Annotated in this window: 11 protein-coding genes; 9 read left to right on the plus strand and 2 right to left on the minus strand. The window is 70.3% G+C overall.

Features of this window, described 5'->3' with window-relative positions:
* The first annotated feature begins 126 nt into the window (after nucleotides 1–126).
* The 9 genes from AB0883_RS14890 to AB0883_RS14930 all read left to right on the plus strand — a co-directional run bounded on the left by AB0883_RS14890 (nucleotide 127) and on the right by AB0883_RS14930 (nucleotide 13,805).
* On the plus strand, nucleotides 127–7,263 hold the full coding sequence (locus AB0883_RS14890) for an amino acid adenylation domain-containing protein (RefSeq protein ID WP_366641646.1): 7,137 nt from the start codon (nucleotides 127–129) through the stop codon (nucleotides 7,261–7,263).
* The gene (locus AB0883_RS14895; protein WP_366641647.1) at nucleotides 7,260–8,426 is read left to right on the plus strand and encodes an FAD-dependent monooxygenase; all 1,167 of its coding nucleotides are present in this window, start codon (nucleotides 7,260–7,262) and stop codon (nucleotides 8,424–8,426) included. The genes AB0883_RS14890 and AB0883_RS14895 overlap by 4 nt, the downstream gene beginning before the upstream one ends.
* A 40-nt stretch (nucleotides 8,427–8,466) precedes the next feature.
* Complete coding sequence (locus tag AB0883_RS14900; RefSeq protein ID WP_366641648.1) at nucleotides 8,467–9,738, plus strand: condensation domain-containing protein; 1,272 nt, start codon at nucleotides 8,467–8,469, stop codon at nucleotides 9,736–9,738.
* 24 nt (nucleotides 9,739–9,762) lie between these two features.
* Entirely contained in the window at nucleotides 9,763–10,620 is an 858-nt protein-coding gene (locus AB0883_RS14905) for an SDR family oxidoreductase (protein WP_366641649.1), read from the plus strand.
* A gap of 9 nt (nucleotides 10,621–10,629) precedes the next feature.
* On the plus strand, nucleotides 10,630–11,070 hold the full coding sequence (locus AB0883_RS14910; RefSeq protein WP_366641650.1) for a nuclear transport factor 2 family protein: 441 nt from the start codon (nucleotides 10,630–10,632) through the stop codon (nucleotides 11,068–11,070).
* 42 nt (nucleotides 11,071–11,112) lie between these two features.
* Nucleotides 11,113–11,277 (plus strand): hypothetical protein, encoded by a 165-nt coding sequence (locus tag AB0883_RS14915; protein ID WP_366641651.1) that lies wholly within the window; start codon nucleotides 11,113–11,115, stop codon nucleotides 11,275–11,277.
* Nucleotides 11,278–11,291: 14 nt separating this feature from the next.
* On the plus strand, nucleotides 11,292–12,026 hold the full coding sequence (locus AB0883_RS14920) for an SDR family oxidoreductase (RefSeq protein ID WP_366641652.1): 735 nt from the start codon (nucleotides 11,292–11,294) through the stop codon (nucleotides 12,024–12,026).
* A 70-nt stretch (nucleotides 12,027–12,096) separates the two neighbouring features.
* A complete protein-coding gene (locus AB0883_RS14925) occupies nucleotides 12,097–12,408 on the plus strand; it encodes a hypothetical protein (protein ID WP_366641653.1) in 312 nt (103 codons plus the stop codon).
* A gap of 185 nt (nucleotides 12,409–12,593) precedes the next feature.
* On the plus strand, nucleotides 12,594–13,805 hold the full coding sequence (locus tag AB0883_RS14930) for a GAF domain-containing protein (protein ID WP_366641654.1): 1,212 nt from the start codon (nucleotides 12,594–12,596) through the stop codon (nucleotides 13,803–13,805).
* A 123-nt stretch (nucleotides 13,806–13,928) separates the two neighbouring features.
* Here AB0883_RS14930 and AB0883_RS14935 read toward each other — a convergent pair whose 3' ends face one another.
* Together AB0883_RS14935 and AB0883_RS14940 are read right to left on the minus strand one after the other, a co-directional pair.
* Nucleotides 13,929–14,228 (minus strand): NIPSNAP family protein, encoded by a 300-nt coding sequence (locus AB0883_RS14935; protein WP_366641655.1) that lies wholly within the window; start codon nucleotides 14,226–14,228, stop codon nucleotides 13,929–13,931.
* A 196-nt stretch (nucleotides 14,229–14,424) separates the two neighbouring features.
* The gene (locus AB0883_RS14940) at nucleotides 14,425–15,453 is read right to left on the minus strand and encodes a hypothetical protein (RefSeq protein ID WP_366641656.1); all 1,029 of its coding nucleotides are present in this window, start codon (nucleotides 15,451–15,453) and stop codon (nucleotides 14,425–14,427) included.
* Nucleotides 15,454–15,524: the final 71 nt, after the last annotated feature.

The following is a 15,524-nucleotide window of genomic DNA, read 5'->3' on the forward strand; positions in this document are numbered from 1 at the left end:
CGTCACACCTGGCCCAGCCATGGGCGCCACCTGCCGTGAACGGCGCGCTCGCCCACCTCACGCCGGTCTTCAGCCGCCGGCCGTGAGCCGCCGGGTCGGCCTCCCGTAGTCCACGCACTTTGGAAGGTGCCGGCAGTCGATCACCTTGGGCAGTCTCATGGCGTGGGTCTCTCCCCTCGCATTCCCCTGACGGCTTACCAGTCTGAACTCTGGTTTGCCAGCTCGTTGGGTCCCGATCTTCCGCAGTTCAACACACTTGTCTACGAGCGACTGACCGGAGAACTGGATCTGCCCCTCCTGAAAGCGTGTGTCGAGCGGGTCGTGCGGCGCAACGACGGGCTGCGGCTTCGGTTCGACGAGGCGAACGGGACGCCGTACCAGTGGGTGGATGAGGACGTGCCGGAAATCGAGGTCGTCGACCTGTCCGGTGACCGGGACCCCCGCCAGGCGTGCCTGTCGTGGATGCGTCGACCGTTCTCCCGCGCGTACTCCCTGAAACGCGCCAGGATGTTCGACGTGGCTCTGCTCAAGGAGAGCGAGTCGAGCGTGTACGTCTACCTCAACGTGCACCACCTGGTGTGCGACGGGTGGGGGATCTATCTGCTGATCAGCCAGATCAGGGCCGAATACCAGCAGGAGTCGGCCGATCGGGCGCCGTCGTACCTGGATTTCGTGACGGAAGCGGGCCGTTACCTGAACTCCGACGAGCGTGCCGCGGACATCGCGTTCTACCGCGAAGAGCTCGCTGGAGTCCAGCCGGCGTTGTTCACGAGGAAGGCGCCGGACGGCTCCTACCGGACGGGCCGCCACACGTTCACCGTCGAACGGGCCCGGACCGGCGAGTACGGCTCGATGTTCGCCATTGTCGCCGCCGCGTTGACGATCTACCTGTCCCGCATCCACCGCGCCGACGACGTCGTCATCGGCGTCCCGCTGCTGAACCGGCGCACCGATGCCGAGCGAAACACCGTCGGGCATTTCGCCAACGCGATGCCCCTGCGGATGAACACCACCGGGCGGGAGACGTTTCGGGAGTTGGTGACGCGCCTTCGCGCCTCCACCCGTGCCATGCGCGCCCACGAACGCCTGCCGGCCGGCGAACTGCTCCGGGACCTCAGGCCTTCCGACTCAGGGCCGCGCCACCTGTTCGACGTGACACTGTCGTCCCTGCGGTGGCCCGACTCCGCGGAGATACCCGGAGTGGCACGCGAAACGATGGTGTACGGCCACGCCCACGAGACCGACGCGCTGGCGATCGTCGTCAACGAGTTCACGGCGGACGGCCCGGTCGTCATCGACATCGACTACGCCGCGGACGTGTTCGACGACGACTTTCCCATCGAGTCGCTGGCCGGCCATCTCACGACGTTGATCGGCAACGCGTTGGACGCGCCCGACGCACCGGTGTCGAGTCTCGCGATGCTGGCGCCGGCCGAGCACGCACGCCTCGTACAGGCAGCGAACCCGGCGCGGATCGGGTACCCGAGGCACCAGACGTTGCCCGGCCTGTTCGAGGAGCAGGTTGCGCGTACGCCCGACCGGACAGCGGTCGTGACCGGCGCCCTCACCTACGCGGAGTTGAACGCTCGCGCCGACCGGGTGGCCCGGGCCTTGCGGCAGGACGGGATCCGGCCGGACGACCGGGTGGCCGTGCTGATCGAGCGTGACGCGACGATGCTCACCGCAATCCTCGGCGTGCTCAAGGCCGGCGGTGCCTACGTGCCCGTCGATCCCAGCTATCCGGCCGACCGCATCCGGTTTCTCATCGAAGACAGCGGTGCCAAGGTCGTGCTCGTGTCCGGCGCGACACGGCCGCCCACCGTGGATGCCGCGGTGCGCGACGTCGATGCGCTGACCGGCTCGCGAGCGCCGGTCGAGCCGGTGGCGACCGCTGACGACCTGGCGTACGTCATCTACACATCGGGCTCGACCGGAAAGCCCAAGGGCGTGATGGTGGAGCACCACTCGGTGGTGAACCGGTTGGTGTGGATGCAGCGGCGCTATCCCATCGGCGACGCCGACGTGTTGCTGCAGAAGACACCCGTCTCCTTCGACGTCTCGGTGTGGGAACTGTTCTGGTGGACGCTCGCCGGAGCGCGACTGGCGCTGCCACCCGCCGGCGCGGAGAAGGACCCGGAGGCGATCCTCGACGCGATCGCCGCACACGGCGTCACGGTGATCCATTTCGTGCCGTCCATGCTCGGGCCGTTCCTCGACCTGATCGAGCGTTCGCCGCGGCTGCGCGACGCCGCCGGCACGCTGCGGCTGGTCTTCTGCAGCGGCGAGGAGCTGACGCCGGGCAGGGTCGAGCAGTTCACCCGGGTATTCGGTGCTGGCGGCCCGAAGCTGGTGAACCTGTACGGGCCGACTGAGGCCACGGTCGACGTGTCTGCCTTCGACTGCCCGCCGGGGCCGGTGTCCCGGGTGCCGATCGGCCGGCCGATCGACAACATCCGGCTCTACGTCCTGGGTCGTCACGGCGAGGCTCAGCCGGCCGGGGTCGCCGGCGAGCTGTGCGTGGCGGGCGCCGGTGTCGCCCGGGGTTACCTGGACCGCCCGGAGCTGACCGGGGAGAGGTTCGTCGAAGACCCGTTCCACCCGGGCGAGCGGATGTACCGCACCGGCGATCTCGCGCGCTGGTTGGCCGACGGCAACCTCGAGTTCCTGGGCCGTGTCGACGGTCAGGTGAAGATCCGGGGCAACCGCGTCGAGCTGGGGGAGGTCCGCGACAGCCTCGCCACGTTCCCCGGTCTGCGCGACGCGATCGTGATCGACCACCGGTCCGAGGCGCGGGGCACCTGTCTCGTCGGGTACTACGTCGCCAGCGAGGAGGTCGACCCGGCCCGGCTCCGGACGCACGTGGCGAACACGTTGCCGGAGTTCATGATTCCCGCGTTCTTCGTACGGCTCGACCGGATCCCGCTGACGCCGAACGGAAAGCTGGACCGGTCCGCGCTCCCGTCCCCGGCCGCCGTGGACGTGCCGGACGAGCCGCCGCGCACCGAGGCCGAGGCGGCGCTCGCGGCGATCTGGTCGGATGTGCTGGGCGTGGAGCGGATCGGCATCCACCGGAACTACTACACCATCGGTGGCGACTCGATCCTCGCCCTGCGGGTCAGAGCCGAGGCCGAGGAGCGTGGGCTCTACTTCGAGCTGGCCGACCTGGTGCGGTATCCGACCATCGCCGCACTGGCGCGCCGCGTCTCGACCGAGGCGCCGGCGGACCCGATCCCGGACCTCGTCCCGTTCCAGCTCGTGTCGAGCATGGACAGGTCGCGCCTGTCCGGCGCGGAGGACGCCTACCCGGCGACGCAGCTCCAGCTGGGCCTGCTCTACCACGGCGCGGAACACGACGGATCCGCCGTCTACCACGACGTCTTCCGCTACAAGGTCCGGATGCCGTGGCGCGAAGAGTCGTTGCGGGAGGCGTTCGACCGGCTTGTCGAGCGGCACCCGGTGTTGCGGTCCTCCTTCGACCTGGGCAGCTTCTCCGAGCCCCTCCAGCTGGTCCACCCGCGGGCGCGCGGTGGGCTGGAGATAGCCGATCTCCGCGCGGGCGGCGAGGACGCCGCCGAGGCTGAGGTCACCGCGCACATCGAGCAGCGCTGCCGCCACCGGTACGAGTTCGACCGGCCGCCGCTCTACCTGATCCGCGCGCACGTCAGGCAGTCCGCGGTGGACCTGGTGTTCAGCTTCCACCACGTGATCCTGGACGGCTGGAGCGTCGCGAACCTGGTCAGCGAGCTGCTGCGCGACTACCTGCATCTTTCCGGCGTGGACATCGCACCGGTTCCGGCTGCCGCGCTGCCCTCGGCTGCGGCGTACGTGATCGACGAGCGCCGCACCATCCAGTTCGCCGTCAGCAGGCGCTTCTGGCGAGAGGCGCTCGAGGGTGCCGAGCTGACCCAGCTCGACGGCTTCCGCCAGTATGAGCCGCCCGGTGACGACCAGCTGAACACCCGCTGGGTCAGCCTGCCGGACGGGCTCGACACACGGGTCCGGCAGTTCTCCGGATCCCACGAGCTTCCGGTGAAGTCCGTCCTGCTCGCCGCGCACTGCCTGACGCTGCGGCTACTGTCCGGGACGGACGATGTCACCACGGGCCTGATCACGCACGGCCGCCCTGAGCGACCCGGAGCGGAGAGCATCGCCGGACTGTTCCTCAACACCGTGCCGCTGCGGGTCGGCCCGGCGGCGGAGACCTGGCTGGAAGTGGTGGGCCAGGTCTACCGCCAGGAGCGGGAGATCCACCCACACCGGCGCTACCCGCTGCATGCCATCCAGAACGACCGGGGCGGCGCGCCGGTGCTGGAGACCGTCTTCAACTACGTCCACATGCACGTGCTCACGCCGATCTTCGAACTGCCCGGCGTCGAGCTGCTGGACTTCCAGACCCGGGAGGAGACCAACTTCACGCTGCTGCTCAACGCCGTCGTCAGCCCGACGGACGAGCGCGTCTCGCTGCGGGTGGACACCGACGGCCGCACGATCACGCCGGCCCAGACCGACCTTCTGATCGACTACTACCTCGCGATCCTGCGCCGGATCGTCGACGATCCGCACGGCGCGGTGGACTTCACGTTCCTGGCCGACCCGCCGACCAAGCCGCTGCCCGCCGTCGACCCGCCGAGCGACATCGTGCGGCGCCTGGAAAGCCACGTGGCGCGCACTCCGGACGCCATCGCCGTGGCGCACGGGACCGAGCGCTGGACCTACGCCGAGTTCGACCGGATCGTCAATCGGGTGGCCTGGCGGCTCGTGTCGCTCGGCGCGGGTCCGGGCACGTGTGTCGGCATCGCCATGGACAGGTCGCCGGAGATGATCGCGACGATCTACGGCATTGCCAAGTCCGGTGCGGCGTGCGTACCGATCGACGTCACCTACCCGCAGGAGCGGATCACGGCGATGATCGAGCAGGCCGCACCCGTGCGGATCGTCGCGCACGCCCGGCGCGCCGGCCTGATCGCGGATCCGGCGCTGCTCGTGACCTGGGAGTCCATCACGGAGGACACCGACCCGGTCGCGCTTCCTGCGATCCATCCGGAAAGCCTCGTCTACATCCTGTTCACGTCCGGGTCGACCGGCACCCCGAAGGGGGTGGCACAGCCGCACCGCGCGCTGGACAACTATCAGGCCTGGCAGACGAACGTGCCCAGCGGCGCGGTCGGTGGCACGACCCTGCAGTTCGCGCCGCTCAGCTTCGACGTGTCGTTCCAGGAGATCTACACGACGATCAGCGGCGGCGGCACCCTGCGGATCATCGACGAGGAGCAGCGGCGAGACATGGCGAGCCTGCTGCGCCTGCTCGACCGCGAGGGGGTCGAGCGGATCTTCCTGCCCTACGTCGCCCTCCAACAACTCGCCGAGGCCGCGATCATGCTCGGCATCGTTCCGAGCAAGCTTCGCGTGGTGATCTCCTCCGGCGAGCAACTGCGGGTCACGGCCGAGATCCGGCAGTTCATGGCCGCCCTGCCCGGTGCCATCCTGGAGAACCAGTACGGCCCGACGGAAACGCATCTCGTCACGGCGTACCCGCTGGCCGGCGACCCCGCGGAGTTCCCGAACCTGCCGCCGATCGGTCCGGTCATCAACGACGTCGAGCTCCACCTGCTCGACGAGCGGCTGCGCCCGGTGCCGCGCGGAGTGCTGGGCGAGCTGTACTTCGGTGGAACCGCCTTGGCTGACGGGTACTACGGCCGGCCGGAGCTGACCGCGCAGCGTTTCGTCGCGAACCCGTTCGGCGAGCCGGGCAGCCGGCTCTACCGCACCGGTGACCTGGCCAGGGTGCTGCCCAGCGGTGACCTGGTCTGGGCCAGGCGGACCGACACCCAGACCAAGATCCGTGGCTACCGGGTGGAGCCGCTCGAGGTCGAGATCGCGATCATGGCTCTGGCGCAGCGCTTCCCGGGCATCCGCGAGGCCGCGGTCGTCGCGCGGCGGCGGGATGGCGCCGACTCGTTCCTCGCCGCGTTCCTGGTCGGTGACGCGGGTGCGGTCGACCTGAACGAGGTGCGTGCCCTGCTGCGCGAGTCGTTGCCAGACCACCTGGTGCCGTCGCACATCACCTGGCTGGACCGGATGCCGCTGACGCCGAGCGGCAAGCGCAACGACGCGGAGCTGCGCCGGATCCCGCTGGCTGCCGTCAGTGCCGCCGGGCAGGTCGCACCGCGCGACGCCTACGAGCGTTCGCTGGTGGAGATCCTCACCGAGCTGCTCCACCTGCCCTCGCTCGGCGTGCACGACAACTTCTTCGAGATCGGTGGTACGTCACTGACGGCGATGCGGCTGGTCGTGGTGCTGGAGAAGCGGTTCAAGGTGAGCGTGCCGCTCTCCGCGTTCGTCACCACGCCAACCGTCGCCGGGCTGGCGGCGCTGCTGCGTTCCGGCGGCGCCAGCCTGACCTACGACCCGCTGGTGCCGATCCGCGCGGGCGGAGACCGAACGCCGCTCTTCCTCGTGCATCCGCTGGGCGGCAACGTGCTCTGCTACGTGCGCCTGGCCAGGCACCTGCCGGCCGAGCAGCCGGTGTACGGATTGCAGGCGGCCGGGAGCGACCCCGGGTCCAAGCCGCTCGGGTCGATTCCCGAACTCGCGCGCACCTATCTCGAGGCGATCCGGCGGGTCCAGCCGAGCGGCCCGTACCGCATCGGCGGCTGGTCCTTCGGCGGTGTCGTCGCCTTCGAGCTGGCGCGCCAGCTTCGGCGCGAGGATCCAGCAGGTGTCGAGCAGCTCATCCTGCTCGATCCCATCGCCCGCCGGCCGGGCACGCGCGACCCGGTCGCCGACCACGCCTTGCTGGAATGGTTCTTCTGGGAGCTGATCTGGCTCGAGCGCAGCGGCAAGGCACCGGTCGAGGCCATCCCGGACGGGCTCGCCGAGGAGGAGAAGTTCGACTTCATCATGGCGCGCGCGACCGCTGCCGGGGTGTTGCGGCCCGGCAGCTCGCGGGCGTCGGTACGCCGGCTGTTCCGGATGTTCTCCGCGCACTGGGAGGCACTCATGGCCTATGAGCCCGGAGTCCTCGACCAGGACCTCACCCTGGTCCGGGCCAGCGACCGGTTGCCGATGGTGCTGCTGCCCATGCACACCGCCGCCGGGACCCTCCACACCGACCCCGCGAACGGCTGGGCGAGACACACCAGCGGGCGGATCGACGTGATCGATGTGCCGGGCGACCACATCGTCCTGATGGAGGAACCCTACGTGGCCGAGGTCGCACGGCGGATCGCCGAGGCGCTGGACAGCCGGGAGGAGGCGGCGTGAAGGCGATCGTCATCGGCGCCGGCATCGGCGGCCTGGCGGCGGCAGCCAGCCTGCGCCGGGTCGGCGTGGACGTCGAGGTCTACGAACGGGCCGGCGAGCTGCGCCCGGCGGGGTCGGCACTCTCGCTCTCGATCAACGCGCGGACCGCTCTGCGTACGCTGGGGATCGAGCTCGACGTCGAGCGCCGTGGCAGCGTCTACTACAGCTTGGACTTCCGCACCGCCCGGGGTCGCCGGATCCGGCGGATCCCGTTCGGGCACATCGGCGAGCGGCTCGGCGCGCAGAACGTCGCCATCCACCGCGCGGATCTGCAGCAGGCGCTGCTCGAACACCTCGGCACCACGGCGGTCCGGCTCGGCGCCACCGTGACCGGTTTCCAGGTGGACGCCGACGGTGTCCGGGTCGACTTCGCGGCCGGCGGTGTGGCGCGCGGCGACGTGCTCATCGGGGCGGACGGCTTCAACTCGGCGATCCGGCGGCAGCTGGTGGGACCGGAGGAGGCTCGCGAGCCGGGCTACGTGTGCTGGCTCGCCACCCTGCCGTTCCGACACCCCACCGTCACCGACGGGTACTGCGCCCACTACTGGGGCCGGGGACAGCGGTTCGGGCTCGTCGACATCGGCGGCGGGCGGATCTACTGGTGGGGCACCAAGAACGTCCCGGATGCCCGCGGGTGGGCCGGGGGCAAGGACGAGATCCTCCGCGCCTACGCCGGGTGGGCGCCGGAGGTGCGGGCCGCGATCGCCGCGACACCGGCGGCGGCCATCATCAGTGTGCCGGCCCAGGACCGTCCGTTCCTCGAGCAGTGGGGGACCGGGCCGGTGACGTTGCTCGGTGACGCGGCACACCCGATGCTGCCGAGCCTGGCGCAGGGGGCCGCCCAGGCCGTGGAAGACGCCGTCGTCCTCGCGCACCACCTCGGCGGCGCCTCCGCCGTGGACGAGGCCCTGCGGGGGTACGAGGCGGATCGCCGGGATCGGGCCAGGCTCATGGTGGACGGCTCCTCCGCGTTGAGCCGTGTCGAGCAGCTCGACCGTCCGGTCGCCAGCCTGCTGCGCAACCTCTACATGCGATTCGTGCCGCGGTCGGTGATCGACCGCCGCAACGAGGCGGCGATGACCTTCGACGCACGATCGCTGGCGGTGCTTGACCATGGCCGTTGACGCCTCAGCCCGGGCCGTGCTTCCGGTGGTCCGCCGGCCGTTGAGCCCACTCGAGCGCTGGTACTGGATCGCCGACCAGGTCTCCCCGCTCAACGTCATCGCCCGCGTCCGGGTCACCGGCCGGCTGACCCCGGCATTGCTCCGCCAGGCGCTCGACGCGTTGCGGCTGCGTCACCCGTTGCTGCGCGTCGCGATCGAGTCCGGCCCGGACGGTCCCTGCTTCGTGCCGACCGACGCGCCCATCCCGCTCCGCCGGGTCGCGGGCACAGCCGACGACGACTGGCTTCGCCAGGTCAACGAGCACGAGATGGTCCAGGCCGTCGACTGGCGCACCGGCCCGCTGTGCCGCACGGTCGTCGTGACCAACGACGACGTGCACGACCTGATCCTGACGCTCCCACACTGCATCGCCGACGGCACAACGGTCCTGTCGCTCGTCAAGGACTGGCTCACGCTCGCGGCCGGCCGTGGGTCGGATGTGCGCGAGCCCGGTCTGCCGGCGTGCGAGGAGATGTTCCCACGACGGCACCGTGGCCGGGCCGGTGCGCGTCGCCTGCGGTGGCAACGAGGTCGCGACGACCGCCGGCTGCAGCGCCTGCGGCCCGCCCGGGTGGAGCCGAGCGAGTTCGTCCCGTTCACCGCCCGCCGGACCCGTGTGGAGCACCGGTCGCTCTCGGCGGACCAGGTCGACGCGCTGCTGCGGGCCTGCCGCCGCGAGCGCACCACCGTGCACGGCGTGCTCGCCGCCGCCATGGTCGCCGCCGTGGCCGGCGACGGCCCGGAGAGCCCCGCCGGCGTGGCGATCGGCTCGCCGATCAACTTCCGCGACGGGCTCGTGCCGCCGGTGCCGGACACCGCCGTCGGCACCTATGTCGCCACAGTCGGATCGCTCGTCCCGGTCGAGACGTCGCTCTGGTCGATGGCCAGGACCATCAGCCGGGACCTGGTCAGACGTAAGCGCCGCGGCGAGCACTTCGGCATGGTCAACCTGGTCGGCGGCTCATGCCCGATGACCGTCGAGGAAAGCGCGCCGCTGATCGAGTTCATCGAGACGCAGGGCCCGGTCAACCTCTGCATCTCCAACATCGGACGGTACGACTTCCCGGCCAGCATCGGGCCGTGGCAGCTCTCCGGCGCCCAGTTCCTCGCCGGCCTGTCGGTGTGCGGGTACTTCGTCGCCACGGTCAACACGAGCCATGACCGGCTCCACTGGAATTTCAGCTACGTCGAGGGCGGGCTGACGCGGGACCGGGCCGTACGCCTCGTCGAGGCAAGCCTCGACGCGGTCCTCGGTGCGCTGGGAGAGGAGTAGGGCGTGTTCAGAAGGCGAAGACCGTTGTCACCGGACGGAAGGTCGGTCGTCATCACCGGTGCGTCCTCCGGGCTCGGCCGGGCCGGGGCCGTCCATCTGGAACAGGTCGGCTTCCGGGTGTTCGCGGCCGTACGGCGTACCGAGGACGGCAAGAAGCTTCTCGCCGAGTCACGGTACGACCGCATCTCCCCGATCATCCTGGACGTCACCAAGCCGGACGAGATCAGCTCGGCGGCCGACGAGGTGTCCGCCGCGGTGGGTTCCTCGGGACTGTGGGGTCTTGTCAACAACGCCGGCATCAGCGTTCCCGCCCCGCTGGAGTGCCTGCCGGCCGAGCAGTTGCGGCTTCAGCTGGAGACCAACCTGGTCGGTCAGCTCGCGGTGATCCAGGCGTTCCTGCCGCAGCTTCGCGCCCGCCGGGGTCGGATCGTGAACGTGACGTCCGGCCTTGGCCGCATCGCCCTGCCCTACCTCGGCGCGTACGCCGCCTCCCAGTTCGCCAAGGAAGGCATGAGCGACGCGCTGCGCCGCGAGCTCGCGCCGTTCGGGGTGTCGGTGTCGGTGGTCCAGCCGGGTGCGATCCGGACCCCGATCTGGGAGAAGATGGCCGGCGCCGGCCGGGACATCATGGCCACGGCCCAGCGGCGTGACCTGTACCAGGGATCGTTCGACCGATTCCTCGCGATCAACGCGCATCAGCTCGAGGTCTGCCGGACCACCCCGGACCACTTCGCCGCGGTGGTGGCCGAGGCCCTCACCGCGCGGCGGCCCAGGACCCGCTATCCGGTCGGTGCGGACATGCGCAAGACCCGGGTGCTGACCCGGCTGCTCCCAGACTCCGCGCTCGACAAGCGGCTGTCCCCACTTGTCTCGACCGATTGAGGAGGACCCATGAGTGACCAGGAGATCCGTGCGCGGGCGCAGGCGGCGTTCGCTCGGAACCTGCAGTACATCGAGGCCGAGAAGATCCGCGAATGGGTGGATCTGTTCACGCCGGACGGCGTGCTGGAGTTCGCGTACGGCCCGCCGGGTGTGCCGTTCCGCTTCGCCGGCCATGACGCGTTGTACGAGCACATGAGGAACTTCCCGGAGCTGCTCCGGGTGCGCTTCGCCGACCTGGTCTTCCACGACACGGTGGACCCCGAGCTGGTGATCGCCGAGTTTCGGGCGGACGGCGAGGCGGTCCCCACCGGCCGCGACTTCCACCAGACCTACATCTCGGTCGTGCGGACCAGAAACGGGAAGTTCGTGCACTTCAAGGACTTCTGGAACCCGTTGCCGGTCATCGAGGCGCTGGGGATGGACACGATCGAGCAGATCGACGCCGCATAGCCGTCTGATCGGTGATCCATGCGCCCGAGCGACGCTTCCTCGGTGCTGTCTGCTCCGGCGCCCGCCGACGGGCTCGACCTGGTGGTCGACCTGACCGCGAGCCGAGGCTCCACGCCGGTCGACGCCAGGACTGGCGGGAGCAACCGGCTGGGCCGGGGCCGGGCACCGGCCCGGCTGTCCAACGAGGTGTGGGAAGTCGCGGCCTAGGGGGAGAGGCACCAATGCGGTTGGCCGACAAGATCATTATCGTTACCGGTGGTACCCGAGGCCTCGGCCGGGCCATCGCCGAGCAGTTCCATGCCGAGGGCGCAACCGTGATCTGCGCGGCCCGCAACCCCTACGACATCGGGGAGGTGACCACCGATCGCCTTGTCTACCGTCGGGTCGACGTGACGGAGGAAGAGTCCGTCCGCGACCTCATGCGGACCACGGTGGACACCTTTGGACGGATCGACGTGCTGGTGGCCAACGCCGGCGTGAGTCGGGACGGCAAGATCGTCAGGCTTCCCCTCGACGACTGGGACACCACCGTCCGCACCAACCTCACCGGCGTCTTCCTCTGCACCAAGGAGGCCGCCGCCCACATGACGGCCCGTGGCGAGGGCAGGATCATCACGGTCTCCTCGTGCGTCGCGACCAAACCCGTCCCTGGCGCCGCCGCCTACAGCGCCACCAAGGCCGCGGTGGAGGCCTTCACCCGCACCGCGGCCCTCGAGCTCGGACCCAAGGGTGTCACCGTCAACTGCCTGGCCCCCGGCTACATCAACGGTGGGATGGGTCGCCGGCTCGCCGCCGTACCCGAACGCTGGCAGCGCTACCAGTCCCGGCTCGTCCTCGACCGTCTCGGCACCCCGGAGGAGGTCGCCGCCGCCGCGCTCTTCCTCGCCACCCCCGCCAGCTCCTACATCAACGGCCACATCCTCGAAGTCAGCGGCGGCCTACGGTGGATGGCCTGACCGCCCCACCCCGGCACGCCAACTGCTCATCCCCGATGCGCTGCAGGGCCGCGTCGACACCACCGGGCGCATGCTGGCGTGGGGCGGCACTCCGTTCGGTGCCCTGATCGGCGGGCCGGCCGCAGACACCTACCGGGTCCGGGTCGCGTACCTGATGCTGGCCGTGCCCGTCGTGATCAGCCTCGTCCTGGTCGTCGCCTCACCGGTGCGCGGCCCGCGCATCGCGGTCGACCAGCCCGGTACACCGCGCGCCAACCAGGTCACCGCGTGGTCAGCCTCCGGACCTCATCCCGCCGGCCAGCGCCCCGCTCGACGCCGGAGGCGGCGCGGTAGCGCCTTCCCTGCCCTGCTCCCACTGTCCGGGCCGGTGGGCCGCCGGTAAACTGCGCGGCGGCCTCAGTCGGTTCCCTGCGCACCGTGGCCATCGTCAGTGACCGGCGCATCATCGATCGTTCCCCGCATCCGGCGGATGAGAGGCGAACCCCCACCATGACGGCGGTATCGGGCCAGCGGCCGACTGCTGCGGATCCGGCGGTTGCCGGGCAGGCAGCGGAGGACCTGCGGGCGTTGTTCGGGCAGTCCATCGCCGTCTTCGCGGCGCTCGGGGGGCCGGAGCATCTGGTGGAGACGGCGAACCCGGCGTTCTTCTCCGCCATCGGCGAAGAACGGGCCCGTACCGGGGTCGCGATCGCCGAGCTGATGCCCGAACTGGCCGGTCAGGGTTTCATCGCGCTGCTGGACCAGGTCTACCGCACGGGTGAGCCCTACACCGGCCGTGACGTCCGGGTGGTGCTGGGCGCCGGGCCACACACGCGGGAGGCGTTCTTCGACTTCACGTACGAGCCGCGTCGCGACGCCGACGGTGACGTGACCGGGATCCGTGTGATCGGGGTGGAGACCACCCAGGTCAAGCATGCCCAACGACTGATGGCCGAACATCATGCCCTGTTGGAGCAGATCGCCCGCCAGGCACCCCTGACCGAGGTGCTCGACGGGATGGCTCGCTGTATCGAGAACCTCGCACCGCAGGAGATCCTCGTCTCCGTTCTGCTCGCCGATTCCGACGGCCGGCACCTGCGCCACGGCGCCGCGCCCAGCCTGCCCGACTTCTACAACGAGGCCATCGACGGGATCGCCACCGGTGAAGGCGTCGGCTCCTGTGGCACCGCCGCCCACCGGCGGGAACCGGTCATCGTCACCGACATCGCCACCGACCCGTTCTGGGACGACTTCCGGGACCTGGCCGGCCGGGCCGGGTTGGCCGCCTGCTGGTCGACGCCGATCCTGGCCCGCGACGGCGGCCTGCTGGGCACCTTCGCCATGTATCACCGCACCCCGCGCGTCCCGCAGGACACCGACCTCGCCCTCGCCCGGGTCTTCGCCGGCACGGCGGCCTTGGCCATCGAACGCCACCACATCGAGCAGGGGAAACTCGCCGCCGAAGCACGCGCCAAAGCAGCCCACGACGAACTGACCAAGGCGGTACGCGCGGAGCGGGAACTGCGCGCCGAGGCTGAGCAGCGCGCCGCCGCCGCCGCGGAACTCGCCGCCCAGATGCGTGCTGCCGCGGCTGCGCAGGCCGCCGCACCACACCCCGAGCACTGCCAACTCGGCGGCGTGCAAGGGTGCACCGCACCAGCCGAGATCAAGATCGCCGACTCGTGGGGCGACTCGGCGTGGGGCTGTTCCGTCCACGTCGAGGAGGCCATCCTCAACGTGCGTTCGGTCTTCATCGCCAGCGAGGCCCTCGGCGGCCTGGCGGCCTACCTCAACCGTTAGTCACGACCCCGGCGGGGCCGCCCGGTCAGGATTCGGGCGGGAGCGCCGCTCGTTCTCATCGCCGTCAGCGCGCCGGGTGTCGACCCGACATTGGCAACCGCGAGCGGGCTGGCGATCGTGCGCTCAATCAGTCGGCAGGAGCGGACGCATGAACGTCCGCTCGTATCGCACGACACAACCCGAGTCGTCGCGAATGCTGTCAGCGGCGACGAACTCCGGGTCGTCGCCGAACCGGGCGCGGTAACGCTCGTAGGCTGCCAGGCTTTCGAAGCTGAACAGCGCTTCGGCCCGGTCACTGGCCCCTTCGGCGGGCAGGAAATAGCCGTGGTGCACGCCACCGTGCTTGATCACCAGCCGCATCCATGCGCGGGCAAAGCGTTCAAACGCCTCGATCTGCTCAGCATTGATGGTGTAGTGCACCACGCAAGTGATCATGGCGCCACCATAGGGCCGCGGCCGAGCAAGATTGAGCCACCTGTCACGCCCGCAGAAGAGCCGGGTCGCAGAAAGATCCCCACCGGCGTTTCCGCAGGTGGGGATCCTTCAGCCCCGCGAGGGGCATTTGTCGGGCGGGGGCGGCCCGTCGACCTTCCGAGGGCCGACGGGCCGACCCGGGAGGTTAGACCAGTTGCCGGGCGCGGGTGGCGATGACGGTGGCGGTGCCACTGCTGGACAGGCCGGAGATCAGGTACGCCCGGTAGGTGCCGTTCGGAAGCACGGTCCACAGGTCCGGGGTGCCGTCGGCGTTGATGTCGGCCGCCTGGAGCGTGCTGATCGTGACGCCAGTGTTCCAGTTCGCCGCCACCTGGTGCTGGGTGTGGTTCAGCGTGCCGGTGCCGTCGCCGTTGTCGACCATGGTGACTCCGGTCCACAGGTACAGGTCACCGGTGCCGGCGTTGCGCAGGAAGAGCGCGATGCCTGAGGCGGTCTCGGTGCTGGCGAGGCTCCAGTTCTGCCAGTCGGTCCCGCCGGTCGGCGTCAGGTTGGTCAGGCCGGTGACGCCGTAGTACAGGCCCGGCGCGAAGTAGTTGGGGTGGTAGCCGAGCCGGTAGCCGTTGGTGGCGTCACCGGCGATGCCGAGCAGGTCCGGGATGCCGGTGTCGACGCCGTCGGCCTGGAACGCGTTCACCAGTTGCAGCGGGCTGTTGCCGTTGGCGTCGATCAGGTTGTCGGAAGAGATCGAGAACTGGTTGCCGCTGAGGGCCGGGTCGGTCATCGTGCCGTCCCCGGCAGCGCGGATGACGCCGCCGATGCCAGCGGCGGTGCCGGTCGGGTAGTAGTACAGGAAGTCCTGGTGGTCGGCGCCGGTGAAGCGCCCGGTGATGATCTGGGCGCCGTCGAAGTCGGTCGGGGCGTTGTGCGCGGTGACACCGGTGCCCCGCAGGCCGATGTTGTCGGCCGGGGACTGCACCTGGCCGGTGCCGACGCCGGTCTTCTGGGACGTGACGCCGAGCCCGGACCAGACGCCGGAGCCGAGACCGGTGCCCAGGCCGCCGACAGCGATCAGGTCGGGCACCCCGTCGCCGTCGAGGTCCTTGTCGACCGGGCCGGTGGTGACGGCGGGTGTGGGCCTCGGCGCGGCCTGGGCCGGCAGGGCCGGGACAAGCGCGGTCATCGCGAGCGCGACGGGCGCGGTCCAGGCGAGCATGCGACGGGTACTGAACGAATTCGTCAAAGGATTCCCCCGTGCGGTGAGTGGGTTGCCGCCCGGACGGTACT

Origin of the sequence: Micromonospora sp. NPDC047812, from assembly GCF_040704175.1 — a bacterium.
Lineage (GTDB): Bacteria > Actinomycetota > Actinomycetes > Mycobacteriales > Micromonosporaceae > Micromonospora.